The 18,446-nt window shown below is 67.7% G+C and carries 13 protein-coding genes and 2 tRNA genes; 5 read left to right on the top strand and 10 right to left on the bottom strand.

The genetic code is table 11. The features are described 5' to 3' along the window. Positions 1–77: 77 nt before the first annotated feature. Positions 78–1,604 carry a hypothetical protein gene (locus LAO51_07625; protein ID MBZ5638613.1) on the bottom strand — a complete coding sequence of 509 codons (1,527 nt, stop codon included), beginning with the start codon at positions 1,602–1,604 and terminating at the stop codon, positions 78–80. 842 nt (positions 1,605–2,446) lie between these two features. On the opposite strand from LAO51_07625, the gene LAO51_07630 reads away from it, so the two are divergent. Then, complete coding sequence (locus tag LAO51_07630; protein MBZ5638614.1) at positions 2,447–4,897, top strand: hypothetical protein; 2,451 nt, start codon at positions 2,447–2,449, stop codon at positions 4,895–4,897. A gap of 90 nt (positions 4,898–4,987) precedes the next feature. On the opposite strand, the gene LAO51_07635 is transcribed toward LAO51_07630, so the two are convergent. The 4 genes from LAO51_07635 to LAO51_07650 form a co-directional block, all read right to left on the bottom strand. Beyond that, positions 4,988–5,338 (bottom strand): DUF86 domain-containing protein, encoded by a 351-nt coding sequence (locus LAO51_07635; protein ID MBZ5638615.1) that lies wholly within the window; start codon positions 5,336–5,338, stop codon positions 4,988–4,990. Further along, complete coding sequence (locus LAO51_07640) at positions 5,328–5,633, bottom strand: nucleotidyltransferase family protein (GenBank protein MBZ5638616.1); 306 nt, start codon at positions 5,631–5,633, stop codon at positions 5,328–5,330. The genes LAO51_07635 and LAO51_07640 overlap by 11 nt, the downstream gene beginning before the upstream one ends. Positions 5,634–6,135: 502 nt before the next feature. Beyond that, positions 6,136–8,178 (bottom strand): MBL fold metallo-hydrolase, encoded by a 2,043-nt coding sequence (locus LAO51_07645; GenBank protein MBZ5638617.1) that lies wholly within the window; start codon positions 8,176–8,178, stop codon positions 6,136–6,138. A 338-nt stretch (positions 8,179–8,516) separates the two neighbouring features. Then, positions 8,517–8,594, bottom strand: a tRNA-Asp gene (locus LAO51_07650). A gap of 200 nt (positions 8,595–8,794) precedes the next feature. Here LAO51_07650 and LAO51_07655 point away from each other — a divergent pair. After that, positions 8,795–10,432: a hypothetical protein gene (locus LAO51_07655; protein MBZ5638618.1), complete on the top strand. Its 1,638-nt coding sequence runs from the start codon at positions 8,795–8,797 to the stop codon at positions 10,430–10,432. 144 nt (positions 10,433–10,576) lie between these two features. On the opposite strand, the gene LAO51_07660 is transcribed toward LAO51_07655, so the two are convergent. The 3 genes from LAO51_07660 to LAO51_07670 all read right to left on the bottom strand — a co-directional run bounded on the left by LAO51_07660 (position 10,577) and on the right by LAO51_07670 (position 12,485). Beyond that, on the bottom strand, positions 10,577–10,909 hold the full coding sequence (locus LAO51_07660) for a PilZ domain-containing protein (protein MBZ5638619.1): 333 nt from the start codon (positions 10,907–10,909) through the stop codon (positions 10,577–10,579). A 578-nt stretch (positions 10,910–11,487) separates the two neighbouring features. Then, positions 11,488–11,563, bottom strand: a tRNA-Val gene (locus tag LAO51_07665). 106 nt (positions 11,564–11,669) lie between these two features. Then, positions 11,670–12,485 (bottom strand): hypothetical protein, encoded by an 816-nt coding sequence (locus tag LAO51_07670; GenBank protein ID MBZ5638620.1) that lies wholly within the window; start codon positions 12,483–12,485, stop codon positions 11,670–11,672. An 87-nt stretch (positions 12,486–12,572) separates the two neighbouring features. Here LAO51_07670 and LAO51_07675 point away from each other — a divergent pair, with 87 nt between their 5' ends. Beyond that, positions 12,573–13,952, top strand: a complete 1,380-nt coding sequence (locus tag LAO51_07675; protein MBZ5638621.1) for an MATE family efflux transporter — start codon at positions 12,573–12,575, stop codon at positions 13,950–13,952. A 109-nt stretch (positions 13,953–14,061) separates the two neighbouring features. Next, positions 14,062–14,790 carry a carboxypeptidase-like regulatory domain-containing protein gene (locus LAO51_07680; protein ID MBZ5638622.1) on the top strand — a complete coding sequence of 243 codons (729 nt, stop codon included), beginning with the start codon at positions 14,062–14,064 and terminating at the stop codon, positions 14,788–14,790. Between the two features lie 4 nt (positions 14,791–14,794). Here the strand turns inward: LAO51_07680 and LAO51_07685 are convergent, their stop codons facing one another. Both LAO51_07685 and LAO51_07690 read right to left on the bottom strand, forming a co-directional pair. Beyond that, positions 14,795–15,988 (bottom strand): VWA domain-containing protein, encoded by a 1,194-nt coding sequence (locus LAO51_07685; protein ID MBZ5638623.1) that lies wholly within the window; start codon positions 15,986–15,988, stop codon positions 14,795–14,797. After that, positions 15,985–17,700 carry a tetratricopeptide repeat protein gene (locus tag LAO51_07690; GenBank protein MBZ5638624.1) on the bottom strand — a complete coding sequence of 572 codons (1,716 nt, stop codon included), beginning with the start codon at positions 17,698–17,700 and terminating at the stop codon, positions 15,985–15,987. The genes LAO51_07685 and LAO51_07690 overlap by 4 nt, the downstream gene beginning before the upstream one ends. On the opposite strand from LAO51_07690, the gene LAO51_07695 reads away from it, so the two are divergent. Further along, positions 17,699–18,340, top strand: a complete 642-nt coding sequence (locus LAO51_07695) for a hypothetical protein (protein MBZ5638625.1) — start codon at positions 17,699–17,701, stop codon at positions 18,338–18,340. The two genes, LAO51_07690 and LAO51_07695, sit on opposite strands and share 2 nt — an antisense overlap. The last annotated feature ends 106 nt before the right edge of the window (positions 18,341–18,446 follow it).

Genomic DNA, 18,446 nt, shown 5'->3' on the forward strand with positions numbered 1-18,446 from the left:
CGAGAGTCTATCCTCGTGCGGGCGTCGATAACGCGCGGAGGGGAAGCGATCTAGGAGAGGAGCGACAGGAGAGGTGCTCATCGGATTCGGAATCTCTTAGTCGTCGTGTCGAAGAAGATTCGTTCACGATTTCGACCCCACCACTCGATCGCGAGACGAGCGGTGTTCGCGTTGAGGGTATCGGAATTGGAAGTCCTGAGCCCGAAGCTGGTGTAGTCAGAGAAAGTGTGAACCGTGAAGCGAAACCACCCGTCTCGCTGCGTCCGGAGGTAGATCTCCAAGAGGTGAGCGGCGGCATCCAGTCCCAGGGTGTAACCACGCTCGGTCAGGGCCCGGCTCCAACGGGTGATTTGGTAGAGGTCGGATGACGAGGTTGGCCCGGTGTAGTGCAGTAGGAAGTCCCTGACCTGCGAAATCCCTGCCGAATCGCCCGCCAGGAGCAGCACGAACCCGATTCTAGCCGCGTCCCGCGACGACGCATTCGCCATGCTGTTCTTCAGGTGAGGCACCACTCGCGCTCGGAATTCGGGAATGGAGTCGCAGAGGATTCCGAACCTCTCCAGGACGTATTCGTCACGATCGGCCGCGAGCGGCAGCACGAGGCCGACGTTGTCGTCATTCAGCACGTGGGACAGGTCACCGAGCGCGTCGGCGCGTGCCTGCGTGTCCTTGGACATGAGACGGAGCTTGATGGTCGGGAGCCCTGTCGGGTCGTGGAACTTCGCGGCCAGCCAGGTGGCGGCGTGGGATCGAGTTCCCTCCGGGATGTCCGGGTCCCGGTAGAGGGCCCGGAGTACGTCGCGCGCGCGAGGACTTCCTTTGTTGCCAACGAGCCCTACGGCGGTGACATTTAGGAAGGACTGGTCATTCGAGTAGTGCTTCGTCGCCATTGCGACCAGGTAGGGCATTTGGTCGAAGTGTCCGAGCGCGTCGAGCTGGGATTGGTCGGCGTCAAGCTCATCCATGCCACACGAAGGAAGTGAGAGCTCGTGCTCGATTCTGGCCAGGAGGCTGAGGTCGAGGGTCGCCTGTGGCGGCTTGGCTTCCTTTGGGTGGGAGCGAGTGCCGGTGGCCTTCACTTGCCCGGCGGGCCGGGACCCACCCGTTGGACTCACGACTGCAATGCTCCGCGACGCGGTCTCCGCCCGCACCTGCGCTTCGATTCGAGTCCTGCTGCACGAGATCGGTGTGATGCTGGTCCCACCGGGGAAATAAACCGCAATCCGGGAGCAGTCGTCGTCGAAACCGACACCGTCAATGACCAGCGTGTCGCCGTCGTGAATTCCCGGACCTTCGGTCGCGGCGATCGAGTACACGGTCGGAGCGGCGTTCCGATCCGACACGAGGTAGTAGTAGGTCTCGCCGTCGTCCAGCACGGCGTCCCACACGGTACTCATGCGGTCGTTTCTGGTGACATAGGTGAGGCGTGTCGGCGCAGAAAAGTCCGCCGACTCGCTACGCGCCACCGAAAACGGCGCCGTCCCATCCGTCCAGTTCAGGACGATCACCCCGTTCCGGTGGTCCGCGCTCATCCTCAGGGTGCGTACATCGGGCGGCGGTATCGCCGGCAGAAGCTCGGCGGAAGCGTTCGCGGTGAGCAGCACCGCAACCCACGCGAGACAAGCCGCGTTCCATGGTACTGAGGGTGGGCGCACGACGCGAACCTCGAGGTCCGTCGATACCAGGGACAGTATAGGTTCCAGCGGCGGAGAGCGCAGCGTCGCGGATGTCAGAATCGGTCCAGGCGCCTCACCTCGCGGCAACGACGCCGGGGTCCCCAGCGTCAACGAAACCGTCGGCGACGGGGGCGCCGCCGAGACCCAACCGGCGGGAACTACCTAAGAGTCTGGGTGGCGTCGCGGTGTGTGGCGGGGCCGACGGGGCTCGAACCCGCGACCTCCGGAGTGACAGGACGTTTCGAAGGGGCGCTGTTTCAAGGTTTTCCTGGGGCGGCGCCCCGATTTGTGTCCCCCGCTTCCACAGGCGTCCACCGCTTCCACCGGCTTGCGTACGATCTGCGTACCCTCGGGACTGCTCCTCGTTTGCCAGGGCGGCGAAAGGCGACGTCATCAAGCTCACCCACCTGACCGGCACGCCGGTGGAGATGTCCGCGACGGTCGATTGATCCCCTTCGCTGCCCTGAATCGCAGGCAGGACCTGACCACCCGCGTTGATCCGCAGCTGCCAGACTCGCTGAACTCGACGGGGAGGTCGATCGCGCTGATCCCAAGCCGGATTCGGACGCCGCTCCCGATCGCTGCGAATCCCCGAGCGCACGGGAGCCGAGGAACGCCTCGGTTCGCGCCCGTCACGAGCGTGCGACGTCGATTAGTCGGGGCTTTCTGCGTGGTAGGACCGCGACTCGATCGCAGCGAGAACTCCGGGAGACCGTCGACGTCGCCGACGGCCGCGGTATAGTCCCACTAGCGGTAGAGGAGGTTCTGCCATGAGGATTCTCAGGCGAGTGCTCCTCATCCTGATCGTGGGCTCGGTTGGGCTCCAGCCCTTGATTGCCCGTAACCACGACGAAAGTCCTCCTGGGCTCCGACAGTTCCTCCGGAGCTTCGACGCCAAAGAGTCTCCCTGGCCGTCCGACTCACCAACGGTAGAGACGATTCTCGCCGCGGCTTGCGCGTCCAAGGCTGAGACCTGCGGAGCCCGGCGGGTATTGAGGGATCAGCTTGGAGTTCCAGACCCCCTCGCGGGTCCCGTGCTCGATGCCGTCCTGCTCTCGACGAGATTGAAGGATGAATCGCCGCAGGACCTCAGCGAGAAGCAGAAGGCCGATGTTCGGCGGTCGGTGAGTGCCTTCGAAGAGGCCGCCAGCCGGTCCGGCAACGCGATGCCAATCGTGCGATCGCTGTTGTGGGTCCACGATCGGTGGGGCGCAGCGCTCGGAAACGAGCCTGCCCCATTGCTGTCCTGGCTCAGAAAATCCGCGGATCCGGCAATGGCAGCGCTCGAAATCGCCCGAAGCGAGTGCGACAGCCTGAAGTGGAACGCGGCGAAACCAGCTCTCGCGATCGCGCTAACTTCCCGACCGGACAGCCCTGTGCTCCTGTATGCCCTGTCACGAGCCGTTGAGGCTCCCGACTACCGGATCGCATTGGCGCAGAAGGCCTACGAAGCGCTCGACGCCCCGGGTCACGACGTACCGCTCCCTGTGCGCGCACTCATCGCTCAGCAGTGGCTCGGCGCCCTCCTCGATGCCGGCCTGATCGACCAGGCCCTCGCCAGGTTTTCCGAGTGGCCCCCAGCCCATCGTGCGGGATTCCTCGGCGCAACCCGTGGAGAGGTGAAGTTCGAAATCGAAGGGCTGTCCGTTTCAGGCGAGTATCGGGATCTTCGGCTCGATCTATCGGCCGCCGCCGCTCTCCGGGGTGACACCGACACCGCGCAACAGTTGATGGCGAAGGTCAGTCCCGCTGCGGATCCGTCGCTCGAAGGAGCCAAGCCCAGCGTCGAGACTCAGCGGCTTGAGCTACTGGGGAGACTCCTGAAGCCGAAGGACGCCGATCCGTTCGAGATGTTCGTCCAGTTGCTTCGGAACGGCCAGTCCCCGTCAGGGTCCGACCCGCTCGCTGGAGCGACGTGGCGGCAAGCGCTCGCGCTACTCGCGGAGCGGGAGCGCTACCCGGAACTCTCCGGCTACATGTTGAGAAGGGCATCGATCGAGTTGGAGTGGTCCGAAGGCACACGCGAAATTGCGGATGCGGACCTCCCCGAGCGGGTGGTCTCCCGCGCCCACGCACTCGCGGACGCGATCGCCAACCTGCGCCAGGTCATGGACTCGAGGGCCGACGCCGCCTCGGGGCAGGAGGGAAACGCGGACGGTGCGGTGCGGCAAACGGTGTCCCGCTTGCTGAGATCCCCTCGACTCGCTCCCTTCAAAGAGCGGCCGTTGCCTCAGACGATCCCGCCCGTCCAGCTCTCGGAAAAGGAAGAGAAACGGCGTCTTCAGGAACAGCTCGCAGGGCTGATCCTTCCCGACGGGCTGGAACCCGTGCGGGTCGAACGAGAAGGAAAGCAGGTCGTTGCTGTCTGCGCGTCCCAGGATTTCGATCCGGTCGGCGAGCTGTCCCGCGGCGCCTATTGGGTGGTCCAATCCATGAACGGGGGCATGACATGGCAAGCCCCTTTGTACACGGGCCTCCGCATCACCATGCCCTACGTCGTGCCGTCGTTCTCGAACCTTCCGCTCACCTCCGCAGACGGTCTCCAGCTGGAAGTTGTGGTCCGAGAACTCGACACCAGTACCATCTTCTTCCCACCTATCGCATCTCGAATCAAGAGAGAGCAAAGCGGGGTCTTCCTCGAGATTCCCTGGAAGGAACTCGAACGGGACACCGACGGGGACGGCCTCACGGACCTCTCCGAAGAACGGCTGGTAACCGATCCGGAAAACCGTGACACCGACGGAGATGGGCTGGGCGACGCCGAGGATCCGATGCCGCAAGTTCCTCTCGAGTCATCGGTCGACGATCGGGCGGAGATACTGCAGCTTCTACTCAGGCAGGCCGCCGGCTCGGCTTCCCAGGCGATCATTCACGAGGCCAGGGGGTCTGCATCGCCATCGAACTCCATCGACGATCTTCTCGCCAACGCGAAGCGGGCGACGTTCACGGGACGGCAGACCTTATTCGTGGTTGCTGACCGCCGGATATTCCGTGGGGTTCTCCCCGACCGGCGGATCGTGGTGCTCAGGCCGGACGAGCACGAGGCGGCCATTAAGAAGTTCGGGCCGATCTTCGCGACCCGCATTTCTCTCCTGATCGTTGACAGGGCCAGCTACCATGCGTATGCCATCTGGGACGCCTCATGGAGAGGCGGCGAGGTGGAATTCCACAAGGTCGATGGGAAGTGGGTCGCCGGAGTCGAGAGCTTCTGGATCACCTAGGTGCTGGCCTGAAAGTTCGGCCTGACTCGCTGGAACCCCCAGGACGCGCGATCACTGGTTCTCTGGGTACAGCACTCCGTGCAGCGGCCTTCACGCCGAATCGGGAAACTCGGCATCGAGGATGGCGGCCACTCGCCTGCGAAGCTCCGGTACGAGGTCCGCGGCCGTGTGCCATACGATCGGCCAGTCCAGCCCGAAGTACTCGTGTACCACGAAGTTCCGGAACGCGACGATCTTGGCCCACGGGACCCCAGGATGCCGACTCCGGAAATCCTCGGGGAGTCTCGCGGCGGCCTCCCCGATGACCGTCAGCTCGTGAAGCACCGCCGCGCGGATTGTCACCTTGCCTACGAAGGCCTCCCGATCGCGCCCGGCCAAGTGGACGACGATGTTCTCCGCGGCCTCGACGATATCGAGAAGGTACAAGCGTTCAGGCCGCATACAAGACCTGAGCTTCGCCGAGGACTTCGCGCCGCAATACCGGCTTCAAGCCATCCTTCGGCACGAGGTCGACGGGTCGCTTGAACAACTCCGTTAGCTCCGCTTGGAGATCGATCAGCGTGAACAAGGTCACCGGCACGCCGTCCTCGAAGAGAACCAGGAGATCCACGTCGCTCTCTGGCCCGGCGTCCCCCCGTGCAGCAGAGCCGAACACCGCCAGCTCGCGAACGTGGTGTCGGGCGCAGATCGCAGCCAGGGCTTCCTCCGAGACCTTCAAGCGCTCCGCCGGGCTCATGGTCTTTCTCCCCTTCGCGAGACCCGCGGCAGGCCGCGTGGCCGCGGGCTCCGCGTGCTAACGCGCGTGGCCTAGTTTCGCACAAAGCCCCGCGGATCGTACAAGGTGCCGGGCGCATGCCTTCAGCGCGGTGGTGGGGAACCTAGAACTGGCGGGGCCGACGGGGCTCGAACCCGCGACCTCCGGAGTGACAGGACGTTACGAAGGGGCGCCGTTTCTAGGTTTTCGTCGGGCGGCGCCCCGATTTGGGTCCACCGATTCCACCGGCGTCCACCGTTTCCACCGGCTTGCGTACGATCTGCGTACCCTTCGGGAAACAGGATCTCTGGCTAGCCCAGGGCGGTTCACGTGGGCTGGGAGAGCACGGGGAGGTCGGTCCACCAGGATTTGGCCGGAGACAACTCCAAGGTCCCCAGAGTAAACTGTCACCTATCTCCACAACCGCTCACAGGTCTCGCGATGGACGCCACTGCCTCAGCTCGTGATGCCCATCTCTCAGCCGCTACTTCTTGGCCGGAGGCGGGTTCGGCGTCGAGACGTTCCACCAGAACTCGAAGGTGTCGAGCAACGAAAGCAGAGTGTCGAGCTGCGCCTTGTTCCCTTCGACCTTCGCGTCGCCCGACTCCAGCTTCTTGGCCAGCGAAGCCTGGCCGAGAATGATGTCGTTCAACGAAGCCCGAGCAATGGTCAGGGTAGCGTCGGGCCGCTTGACCGGCTTGCTGGCGTGCAGTACGGCGTTCTCCAGCACCAGGCCGTACTGCTGCTTGGAATCTGGAAGATCCACGTTGATGGAGATGTTCTTGCCCTCCGACTTCGGTCCGTTCAAGCGGACGGCCAGGTAGTCGAAGACCATCTCGATCGGCATGGACCGGATGATGTCCGGACTCGCGGTTTGCGGCGCGGGAAGCTTCTTTGCGCCTTCCCGCAGTTCCTTAGCGCCGGTGAGATAGAAATTGCGCCAGGGTCCGCTCTCGGCCTGGTAGCCCATCTGCTCCAGCGCGTCCGCCAGCAGGTTCTTCGCTTCCTGATTGGAGGGATCGGCGCAGACGACCTGATCGAGCACCTGCGCCACCCAGCGGTAGTTGCCGGCCTCGTAGTCCTCGCGCGCCTTCTGGATCACCGCGCCAGCCCCGCCCATGTACTCGACGTACTTCTTCCCCGCATCAATCGGGGGCAGGGGATCGAGGCGGGCGGGATTGCCGTCCCAGTACCCCAGGTAGTAGGTCCACACGGCCTTCACGTTGTGGCTGACGCTACCGTAGGTGCCACGGTTGGCCCAGTACTGCCGAAGTTCCCTGGGTAGATCGATCATCTCGGCTGCCTCGACCATGTTGTAGCCGTGGTTCGCCATACGGAGCGTCTGGTCGTTCAGGTACTTGTACATGTCACGCTGCTTCTTCAAGTGGTCGACGATCCGCGCATTACCCCAGGTCGGCCAGTGGTGTGGACCGTACAGCACTTCCGCCTTGTCACCCCAACGCTCGATCGTCTGGTCGAGATAGCTCGCCCATGCTCGGGCGTCGCGCACCTTGGCGCCGCGCAGCGTGTACAGATTGTGCAGGGTGTGGTTGGCGTTCTCGGCCGCCGTGAGCGCTTTCAGTTCCGGAATGTAGAAATGCATTTCGGCCGGCGCCTCGGAGCCGGGCGCCAGCAGAAACTCGAACGTGAGTCCGTCGATCGTAAGCGTCTCTCCGGTCTTGGTAATGACGACCGTCGGCTCGATCAGGGTGGACATTCCGTTGGGGGTCGTCAGCCCCAACCCCGCGCCCACCGTGCCAACGGGGCCGGGTGGAAGCAGCTTGCCGAACATGTAGCTCGCGCGGCGGCGCATGTGGTTGCCGGCCAGCACGTTCTCGCTAACTGCCTCCTCGACGAAATGCTCGGGCGCGACGATTCTCACCTTGCCGGCCCTCACGTCCCGTTCGTCCACGACGCCGCGCACGCCGCCAAAATGGTCGATGTGGCTGTGGGTGTAGACGACGGCCACGACCGGCCTGTCGCCCCGGTGCTTGCGATACAGGTCGAGGCCAGCCTCTGCGGTTTCCACCGAGATGCAGGGATCCATCACGATGATGCCCGTCTTGCCCTCGATGAAGGTGATGTTCGAGAGATCGGCGCCGCGAACCTGGTAGATGCCTGGCGTGACTTCGAATAGGCCGCCGATGGCCAGCAACTGGACCTGTCGCCACAGGCTCGGGTTCACCGTGGCCGGGGCCGGCTGGTTCTTGGCGAATTGGAACCGCGACAGGTCCCAGACCGCCCGGCCATCATCACTGGTGATGGCGCCATTGTTCAGCAGGGGGGCAATGAAGCCGCGCATCGCGTCCTGAAAGTCCAGCTCGTCCTGGAACGGCAATTCCTTCAGGACCGCGGCGTTGGCTGCCGCAGTCGCTTCCGAAGCAGGTTTCGGACTGGCCACTTCCGAAGCAGGGATGGGAGGTGCCGCGTCCAGCGCGCAGGCCAGGGCGATCGTACATGCCGCAAGCAGGGCCATCCGTACGAGCGCACGATGGGTCGTGGTGGCATTTGCATCGTTGCCATTCATTGGTTTACGCCTCAGCGGTTGTTCATTTCGAGATGCTTGGCTGGCTGCGCAGTAGCTGTGAGCCAGCTGACTCAAATTGGACTGCGAGGATTTCCTCCAAAGCCTGCGAGTCTCGCAGCCCAATTCGTCGGCGCTATTCTCCCTGACGTTCATACTCTGCACCCAACGGCTTTGCAAGATGCGGGTCGGCGTCGTGCGGGTCGGCGTCCGGGGGCGCTTTCGCTGCCTCCGAATGGCACGGCGGGCGCTGCAGTCCAAGCACGGAATTGTCTGACGCGCAGAGAACTCAAGGACGGTGGGGTCGGGCTCAGCGGCCGGATGGGTGATGTCGGGCAAGTTGGCGGGGCCGACGGGGCTCGAACCCGCGACCTCCGGAGTGACAGTCCGGTGTGCTAACCAATCTGCACTACGGCCCCGCGATGACCGACGCGCCCGAAGGACCTGGGTCGAACTTCACCGAGTTGCCAAGCCCGTTGGAGCCCACAGATATTAGCACAAGACCCGCTGGCCTCAAGCGCTGTCCGGGCGGGAAGAGGAGACGGCCCCAGGTCCCCGTTGACTCCCCTCCGAGCCGGTCACTATATTCGCCGAGAGAGCCCGTCGATCGGAGGAGCCCGTGTCGCCGAAACGCCGCGTCTCCAGAAGCTTCAGCCTCGCTTGCGCCCTCGCGCTGACCATTCTCCTCGTCGCATGCGGCGGTCGGAGCACGGCGTCCAGCCACGATTCAAGCGACGGCGCGCGAAAGGGCGGGACCGCGGTCCTCGGCAGCATCACGGACGTGGATTCCTGGAACGAGTACCTCTCGAGGCAGGCGTTCGCGAGCGGGATCCACCGCCGGATCTTCCTCCGGCTGGCGCAGGAGCTGGGCGACACGCGGGAGCACCCCGCGAGCTTCGAGCCCCTGCTCGCCGAATCCTGGAAGTCCTCCGAGGACGGCAAGACGCTCACGTTCCACCTGAGGAGCTCCTCGTGGAGCGACGGGCGGCCGATCACCGCGTCCGACGTGCTCTTCACCTGGAAGGCGCAGACGTCGCCGGAGGTCGCCTGGCTCTCCTCGGCCGACAAACGGCACGTGACCGATGTCGAGGCGGTGGACGACCGGACCGTGGTGTTCCGCTTCGATCACGTCTACCCGTACCAGCTCTCCGACGCCGTGGAGGGAGGGATCCTCCCGGAGCACGTCTTCGGCGCGGTCCCCTTCAAGGAGTGGCGGAGCCACGACTGGTCGGACGTGCGCGTCGGCTCCGGCCCGTTCGTCCTCGAGCGGCACGCCCCGGGGGAGGAGATCGTCCTCGCCCGCAACCCGCGGTACTTCCGCGAAGGATACCCGCTGCTCGACAAAGTCGTGATCCGCGTCGTGCCGGACGCGACGGCCCTCCTGACGCAGGTCCTCGCGGGAGGCCTCGATTACATGGAAGGGGTTTCCCCGCGCGAGGCCGGGAGGATTCGGGGGACGCCGGGCGCGATGCTGATCTCGTTCGATTACCCGATGTACGACTTCATCGGCTGGAACACCTCACGCCCGCCGTTCGACGATCCCGACGTCCGCAGGGCGATGACCCTGGCGATCGACCGGAAGGCCCTCGTGGACGAGCTGCTCTACGGCTTCGGTCGGGTGAGCAAGGGACCTCTCCTCTCGTTCTGGTGGGCGAGCGATCCGACCCTCGAACCCTGGCCCTACGATCCCGCCGAGGCCCGCAGGATCCTGGCATCGAAGGGGTTCGCTCCGCAGGGGAGCGACGGGGTCCTGGCGCGCGGCGGGAAGCCGTTCGAGATCGAGATCGTCTCGAACGCGGGGAACCGCCTTCGCGAGGCGGTGATGGTGAAGGTCCAGGAGCAGCTCAGGAGGATCGGCGTGCGCGCCGGCGTCTCGACGCTCGAGATGCAGACCCTCGTGCATCGCACGTCGGAGGGTTCCTTCGACGCGTACGTCGGCGGCTGGAAGATGCTCGGCAACATCGATCTCCTGCCGATCTTCGGCTCGGCGGGAGTCCCGCCGAACGGCAACAACGTGATCCGGTACCGGTCGCCCGAGGTGGACGGCCTCCTGAGCCGCCTGGAAACCATCCGGGACGGGTCCGGCACGAAGCCGGTCTACGCCTCGATCGAGAGGGCGATCCATCGGGACCAGCCCTACACGTTCCTGTACGAGACGCAGCGGCTGGCCGTGACCGGACGCCGGCTCGGGGGGGTCGAGATCGACGTCCCCAGCGATTCCCTGGCGCGGCTCGAGCGATTCTGGGTCCGCCCCTGAGCTTGGGCTGATCGGGGTCACGGGACCGAATCGCCCCGGCGTGGCGCGAATCCCCCGCGCGCTCCCCTCGCTCCTCAGCCTGGACGTGGGCCGGCGGGGCATCTCGGGCGGGGGGCAGCGTCGGTCAATCGCGCACCATGGTCGTCACCTCTCGTCCGGGTGGAGGAGCCTCCAGACGAAGGCGCGGACCCGATCGAAGTCCGCCCCGTCGAGGGCGAGGAAATGGACGCCCACGAGGCAAGGCAGCTCCCTGTCGTGCTGGACTTGGCTCGCGGCTCCGACGACGAGACCGAGGATCTCCAGCATCGCCGGGTAAGTGGCCCCGTCTGAGGGCAGCCGGAACCGGACCCGAACCTCGGACTCGAGCGGCAGGGGGGTGGCGGTACACACCGCAGCCCCGCTCGCGCTGAGATCGTAAACGAGGGCCTTCTTCCAGCCGACCGAGCCCTTCACAAGCAGTTCGGCGGCAAGGCGCACGTTCGCCCGAGGGTGAAGCCTCCGCTCCTCGACGGTGCGGTCCGGATCAGGAATGGCACGCCACCCTTTCCTCTTCGAGCCCGCCTTCGGGCGATTCCCCGGCTGGGCGAGCGGACCCCCCTCGATCCTCCTCCTGGTTTGCGACTCGTCGGGGAGAATCTCGTTCCGTGAGGTAGGGGGGTCAAGTACGGGCCGACGCGTCGGCGTCGCGAGGGTCTCGACGCCTGTCGATTGTCCAAAGAAAGAAGAGGCTCCGGTCCCCTGGGAACCGGAGCCTCTCACGCTGCATCAGTCGGTTTCGGTGACGTTGGGTTTCCCCGCCTGCGGGGTCCCCCGAAGGTCCAACCGAGATCGGAGGTTCCCCTTACGAGGACGCCACCTCCACCAGACCGTAACGGTTACTGTCCACTGGATCACCTCCTTCTCAGGGCGTCACCGGATCGGAGGGTCCCAACCCTCCCGGCCCGCGGACCGCCCAGATCCGTGAGGGCCGCCGCCACGGGCGGGCTCGATAAAATATTCCGCCACGTCCGCGGCCTTGTCAAACCGCGGCTCGCGGCGCCGAGAGATCCTGGAGTTGGTAGGCGGTGCCGGACTCGAACCGGCGACCCCCTGCGTGTAAGGCAGGTGCTCTACCAGCTGAGCTAACCGCCTGAGAATGCCGCTCGGCCGGTCCGGAGTCCCGAGCGCCCCTTCCCGCCGGGCGAGACCCGTGAAGATACCACGTGTGCGTCGGGTCTCGTCGGGCCGGCCGCACCGATCACGGCGCCATCTGCGACATCTCCGCTCGGCGCCGGATGACGAAGCGCTCGCTCGTCGGGAAGAGACGTCGGTACTCGGCCAGCGTCTTCCCCGCGCCCCGTCCAAGCGCCCGGCGCACGGCCCTCTCGAGCGTCGGCGCCGACCGAAGCGCCACTTCGTCGCTCGCGAGCCACAACCGCACGAGGTCGCCGCTGCCGTAGCTGCTCCTGAAGGTGCGGCAGGTGAGGGGGAAGTGCTGCTGGCGCAGCGCGTCCGTCACGGTCTTCCACGTGGCGGTCATCCGGTCGTACTCGTCGAAGCGATCGTGCTGAAATTCGACCCACGCGGCCGCGGCCGTGGTCTCGTCGAGCGGCCGCGACGGGTCGGCTTCGAACGCGAAGTCGGGCCTGACGACCCAGATCTCCGATCGGTGCGGCGGGACCAGCGCCGCGTCGGAGCGGTCGTCGTAGCGGGAGAGCGCGTCCTTTCCCACCGCGGCGTTCGTGGCCTCGATCATCGCGCCCCGGGCGGTGAGATCGCTCCACTTCGCGAACGGATAGAAGGTGAAGTAGGTCGTGACCGCCCCGCGATCGGCGGACCAGAAAAGCGCCCTGCCGTCCGCGAGGGGCGGCGCGTGGGCGTTCAGCTCGCGTAGCCACTCGACGCGCGCCGACTCGAAGACGGAGACCTTTTCCGAGGGAACCGTGTCGACGTGGATCCATCGCTGCGATGCGGTCCAGTCGAGACGCGCGGGGGCGGGCGGAGTCTCCTCCGAGACCGCGGCCGGCGAGAGCGCGACCGCGAGGAGCGAGAGGCTGAGGAGCGAGGTTCTCACGGCGACCCTCCTCGAGGTGAGCCGGGAAATGGAGTCTAACCCCGGGACGCGCGCCGGCGCCCGGCGGCCCGTTACAATGTCGCGCCTATGGAGCCTTCCGCACCGGGACCGACCGTGATCGCCGCCGAGGGCGCGGCACGGGAAGAAGCCGCGCGCCTGATCCGGCTCGCCTCGCCCGTCGTGGTCGCTTACCTCGGGACGGTCGCGATGGGGACCGTGGACGCGATGATGGTGGGGCGCCTCGGGACGGGCGCGCTCGCCGCGGTCACGCTGGCGAACACCTGGAACTTCGGCATCGTGATCGTCGCCCTCGGCGCCGCGCGCGCCCTCGACCCCGTGGTGGCCCAGGCCCACGGCGCCGGAGATCGCCGGACCGTCGGCGCGGGGCTCTCCCTCGGGGTCGCGATGGCGGCGCTCCTGACGCTGCCGATCTTCGCGCTCTTCTCGTTCGCCGAGCCGTCGCTCGCCCTCTTCGGCCAGCCGCAGGAACTCTTGGCGCCCGCGGGGTCGTACTGCAGGGCGCTCCTCCTGGGCGTGCCCGGCCTGCTCGCGTTCGCGGTCTGCCGCCAGTTCACCCAGGCGCTGGGGGTCATGCGGCCGGGGACGATCGCGGTGCTGCTCGCGAATCTCGTGAACGCCGGGCTCAACTGGGTGCTGATCTACGGCAAGCTCGGGATGCCCGCGCTGGGCGTGCTCGGCTCGGGATACGCCACCGCGGTGGCGCAGTGGTTCATGCTCGCGGCGCTCCTCTTCTTCGGCCGACGGAGCTTCAGGGGACACTGGCTCGGCTGGCGCGCGCCGCTCGCGTGGTCGGCGCTCTGTCGCCTGCTGGGCATCGGTCTCGCCCTGGGGCTCCAGGTCGGTCTCGAGGTCTGGGCGTTTCTCGCCGCGGGCCTCATGATGGGGCGGCTCGGGGCCGTGCCGCTCGCCGCCCACGCGATCGCGATGAACCTGGCGACGGTCTCGTTCATGGTCCCGAACGCCCTCGGCGCCGCTTCCGCGACCCGAGTGGGCCATCTGTTCGGCGCGGGCCTCCATTGGGCGCGCACCGCGAGGGTCGCGTTGGGACTCGCCGTGGGATTCATGCTGGTTCCCGCGGCGGCGTTCGCCCTGGCTCCCGCCGCGCTGGCCGGGCTGTACACCCCCGATGCCACGGTGATCGCGCTGGCGGCCACGCTCCTGCCGCTGGCCGGCGCGTTCCAGGTGTTCGACGGCACCCAGGTGGTCTCGTTCGGCGTCCTTCGCGGAGTCGGCGACGTGCACCTGCCTTCCGCGGCAAACCTCGTCGGCTACTGGCTCGTCGGGCTGCCGGTGGGGTGGGCCCTGGCGTTCCGCGCCGGCTGGGGCGCGCGGGGCGTCTGGGCCGGTCTCGTCCTGGCGCTCGCGGCCGTGGCCGCCCTCCTCGTGCTGCGGCTCGCGGGGGTCGCTCGCGCCGGCCGGAGCCGGCTCCTCGTCGGTCCGTCCTGACTCCCGGCCTCGGCGGGTGCGCTCGGCGCGCCTTCGCGGCCCCGCCTATAATGGCCTGTCGGCGCCTGCGGCAACCCGTACGGCGGGCTCGCGGGCTCCGGGGAGACGCATGCGACGAGCCGCTCGGATCGCCGTGGCCGCGGTCGCCTTGACGGCGTCCTTCTGGGCCGCGCGCCCCGCGGAAACCGTCTCCACGGGGTCCCGCACCGCGCGGCTCGAGGGGACCGCGTCGCTCGACCGGCACCGCCGGGTCGTGGGTGCCGCGGTCGTCGCCGGCACCCGAGCCGGGCGCTCCCTCTTCTGGCTCACGTCGACCGACGACAAGGGCCTGTTCATCTTCGACGCGCTTCCCGAGGGGACCTATCGCGTCGAGCTGAGGCGCGACGGGCTCGAACCCGTGGTCAAGGAAGGTATAGAGGTGCGCTTCCCGTTCCGCGCGGTCGTGGAGGTGACGCTCTCTCCCCGGGCGACCGGGCGGGCCGCGGCGGGGCACGACGCCGCGGCGGTCGGCAAGCGCGTCCGACTGACCGGGATCGTGACCGTCAGGGGAGCGGGACCGCTCCCGGAGGCTCGGGTGCGGCTCATCCGGACCGACGGGACCGAGGACCCGCGAGCCACGCTCACGCAGCGGGACGGGTCGTTCGCCGTCGAGGACGTTCCCGCGGGGGAGTGCGGCATCGAGGTCCTCGGTCCCGGCTACCTCCCCGTGCGGACGGCACTCGATCTGGCCGAGGATGCGAGCGTCGAGGCGATCCTGGTCCCTCAGCCGGCGAACTACGTCGCCCCGGCGATCGACCTCCTCCCGCAGGAAGAGGCGATCCCGCCTCACGCGAGGTGAGGGGCTAAGGGGTCGAGCCCGCGGCGGCGGCGCGGACCGCGAAGAACCCGCGACGTGCGCGCACCGAGTAGTCGGAATTCCTCGCCTCGACCTCGACCTTGATCCAGCGGCCGTCCCAGGTCGTGTTCGATGTCGAGTAGGTCAGGTAGTACTCGTGGCGCAGCTCGTCCGCGATCTGCTGGTAAGCGCCGGCGAGGTCCTTCGCCTCCTTGACGAAGTACGCGCGTCCCCCGGTCACGTCCGAGAACTCCTTGAGGACGTTCTTCCGACCGCGGTCCAGCATGCCGATGCCGAGGCCGATGCCGTAGATCAGAACGTTCTGCGCCTTGGCCTCCTCCAGCACGCGGGCGTACCCGGCCTGGCTCGAGGTGTCGTCGCCGTCCGACAGCAGGATGATCGCCTTCCGTCCGGGGATCCCCCGGAGCTTGCGGAACGCGGCGTGGAGCGCGTCGTAGATCGCGGTGGCCCCGATCGCCTCGGTGCTCGTGATCGCGTCCTTGAGCGCGTCCCGGTCGGCGGTCAGGTCCTGCAGGAGGAACACCTTGTCGTCGAACGCGATCACCAGGGCGCGGTCCTCGGGGCGCAGGGTGTCCACGAAAGCGCCCGCGGCGGCGTGGACCTGCTTCATCCGCTCCTTCATCGACCCGGAGGTGTCCAGCAGGATCGCGAGGGCGATCGGGCGGTCCTCCGCGGTGAACTCCTGCACCGTCTGCTCGTTGCCGTCCTCGATGACGCGGAAGTCGTCGCGGCCGAGGCCGGAGACGAACTGGTCCTTCCTGTCGGTGACGCTGGCCCAGAGGATGACCCGGTTCACCTGCTCGAAGTAGGCGACCTCGATCTTCCGCGTGACCACGGCGTCGCTGACCGTGATCCCCTCCTTGTGGTACGCGACGGCGCGGATCACGAACGAGCGCGGCGTCTCGCCGAAGTCGTGAAAGCACTCGTAGGGGGGCTCCCGGTCCACGAAGACCACCGCGTCGTTGACCAGGAACTCGACGCGGTCCACGTCCTCCGGCCGGTCGATCCTCACCTTCGCGGCGATCCGGGTCTTTCCGAGGACGATGTCCTGGCTCGCCGGGCTCGTGATCTGGATCGCGAAGCCGCGGCGCCGCTCCGCGTCCTGCGCCAGGGCGGGCGGAGCGAGGGACGCGGCGAGAACGGCCGCGCCCAGAAGGCCGAGGAGCGAGCGGCGGATCACCTCGAAGCCTCCACGTTCGGCGGCTCGGGGAGAGGACCGGTCACGGGACCGGCGGGAGGCAGGGGAGGAGGCAGCGCTCCCGGGGCGATCTCCGCGAGGATCCGGCGGACGCGTTCGACCGATTCGCCGTCGGGATGGTCCTCCGCGTACCGCTTGAACGTCGCCGCGGCGTCGTCCGCGCGCCCGAGACGGAGCAGCGCGTTGCCCAGGTAGAGGCGGGCGCGAGGCTCGAGCGGGTCGATCCCGAGCGCGCGCTCGAAGGACTCCGCGGCCGCGGCGTCGTCGCCGGCCCCGGCGAGGGCCACGCCGTCGTTGACCCAGAGGTCGGCTCGCGCGGCCCCTCGCGCCAGCTCGGAGTAGACCTCGTGGGCCGCACGGAACCTCCCGGCGCGGATCTGGTAGTAGCCGAGGCTCTCCCGGGCGGCGCCGGCGGGCGCGCTCCGGGACTGCGTGTCGGCCGCCCGTACCCACTGGCCCCGGGACGCGTAGATGGCCGCCAGAGCCCTCAGGTCGTCGGGAGGAGGGGCGCCGGAGGACGCGCTCGCCTCGAGGGCTGCGGCGCGGTCGCGCTCGACGGCCACCGCCGCGCGCCGCTCCTCGATGCGCTTCCGCACCGGCGCCTCGAGACGGGGCTCCTTGAGCAGCTCCTCGAGCTGGGCGAGGGCGGCGTCGTACGCTCCGCGGCGCCGCTCGATCTCCGCCATTCCCTCGCGGGCGGCGAGGTGGCCCGGCTCGAGCGCCAGCGAGTCCTTGAACGACGCCTCGGCGCCCGCCGGCAGGTCGAGGGCGAGCTCGATCTCTCCGAGGGTGGCGCGGTGGTCCGCCGACTTCGGCTCGAGGGCGATGGCCTTGCGGATCGTGGCGACCGCCTCGTTCCGAAGTCCGATCCGGTTGTAGGCGACCGCGAGGCGGTTCAGGGCCGGCGCGAAGTCCGGCCGGATCGTGATCGCCTCGAGCAGCAGCCGGATCGCGTCCTCGAGGCGGTTCTCGCGGAGGAAGAGGTCGCCCAGATGGACGTACGCCTCGGCGAACCCCTTGTTGCTCGCGATGGCGCGGCGGTAGAACTCCAGGGCCCTCTCGTCGTTCCCCTGCGCCTCGTGCGCCCGCGCGATCCCGTCGAGGGCGGGGGAGAATTCCGCGCGGAGCTTCAGCGCGCGGTAGTAGGCCGCCATCGCCTCCGGTGTGTCCCCGCGCTTGAGCTGGGCGTCCCCCAGCGCGACGTGGGCCAGCATCTCGTTCCGGTCGAGGTCGAGTGCGACCTCGAGGGCGTCCACGGCCTCCGCGTAGCGCCGATCGCCGATGAGCGCGAGCCCGAGATAGTAGTAGGCACGATACGAGTTCAGGGCCATCGAGGACGACGCGGCCAGCTTGTCCACCGCTTCCTTGAACTCCCCGCGGTTGTAGGCGGCGACCCCCTCGCTCAGGAGCCGGAAGGAATCCGTGCGCACGTCGGCGGACTTGCCGGCCCACGCGGGGGCGGCGAGCGCGGCCGCGAGGATCGCGGCGCCGAGCGACAGGCGAGCGCGCGTGCGGGACATCCGTTTCAGTCTAGGTCGAGACCGGTCCGAGCGCACGCCCAGGGCGTCTCCCTCGCCCTCGAGCGCGGTGAAGACGCCGCGTTCGCCCGCGCCGTGCGCCACGGGGATTTGACGCCCGGCGGGAGGCAGGGGATACTTCCCCATCCGGGGGGCGGTGCGCTCTTCGATTCGCATGAAAACGCTTGCCCACTCGATCGCTGCCGGATTGCTCGCGGTCCTCGCGCTCGCGGGAAGCGGCTGCGGGGGCGCGCCGACGCCGGCGGGGGCGGGTGATGCAGTCTCGGCCGGCCGCGACCTCGTGGTCCGCCGAGGAGAGTTCCGCGAGAGGTTCTTGCTGACCGGCGAGCTGGACGCGGTGCGCTCCGACAACCTCACGGCGCCGCGGACCCCGCAGTGGACCGTCGCGATCCGGTGGATGGAGGCGGACGGATCCACGGTCGCCGCCGGCCAGAAGGTGGTCGAGTTCGACAACGCCGCGTTCTCCGGCGACCTCGAGGAGAAGAGGCTCGCCCTGGTCCAGGCGGAGAGCGACATCGCGCGGGCCGACGCCGACGCCCGGTCGCAGATCCAGGACCGCGAGTTCACCGTCGAGCAGCGGAAGGTCGCCCTCGAGAAGGCGGAGATCGACGCCGCCGTCCCCGAGGACCTCCTGGATCGCCGGAAATACCAGGAGCGGCAGCTCTCGCTGCGCCGCGCGCAGGTGGAGTCCGACAAGGCTCGCGAGGATCTCGCGGCCTATCGCGAGTCCTCGGGCGCCGACCTCGAGAACCGGCGGATCGCCATGGAGAAGGCGCGCAGGGAGATCGCATGGTAGACCAGAAATTGATCTCCCTTCTCTGATACGATCAACGTAACCTCCACGCCGCGCTGGGCGGCTGAGGTGAGCGCCAGTAAAATGCTTTCTTCGGGTATAACGTAGG

Source organism: Terriglobia bacterium (genome assembly GCA_020073205.1).
GTDB lineage: Bacteria > Acidobacteriota > Polarisedimenticolia > Polarisedimenticolales > JAIQFR01 > JAIQFR01.

What these genes read in the sequence shown, in the direction of transcription:
- LAO51_07630 (MBZ5638614.1), top strand. Translation starts at nt 2,447, where the DNA reads ATGAGGATTCTCAGGCGAGTGCTCCTCATCCTGATCGTGGGCTCGGTT.
- LAO51_07635 (MBZ5638615.1), bottom strand. Translation starts at nt 5,338, where the DNA reads ATGCGGCCTGAACGCTTGTACCTTCTCGATATCGTCGAGGCCGCGGAG.
- LAO51_07640 (MBZ5638616.1), bottom strand. Translation starts at nt 5,633, where the DNA reads ATGAGCCCGGCGGAGCGCTTGAAGGTCTCGGAGGAAGCCCTGGCTGCG.
- LAO51_07645 (MBZ5638617.1), bottom strand. Translation starts at nt 8,178, where the DNA reads ATGAATGGCAACGATGCAAATGCCACCACGACCCATCGTGCGCTCGTA.
- LAO51_07675 (MBZ5638621.1), top strand. Translation starts at nt 12,573, where the DNA reads ATGGAGCCTTCCGCACCGGGACCGACCGTGATCGCCGCCGAGGGCGCG.
- LAO51_07680 (MBZ5638622.1), top strand. Translation starts at nt 14,062, where the DNA reads ATGCGACGAGCCGCTCGGATCGCCGTGGCCGCGGTCGCCTTGACGGCG.
- LAO51_07695 (MBZ5638625.1), top strand. Translation starts at nt 17,699, where the DNA reads ATGAAAACGCTTGCCCACTCGATCGCTGCCGGATTGCTCGCGGTCCTC.
- LAO51_07690 (MBZ5638624.1), bottom strand. Translation starts at nt 17,700, where the DNA reads ATGCGAATCGAAGAGCGCACCGCCCCCCGGATGGGGAAGTATCCCCTG.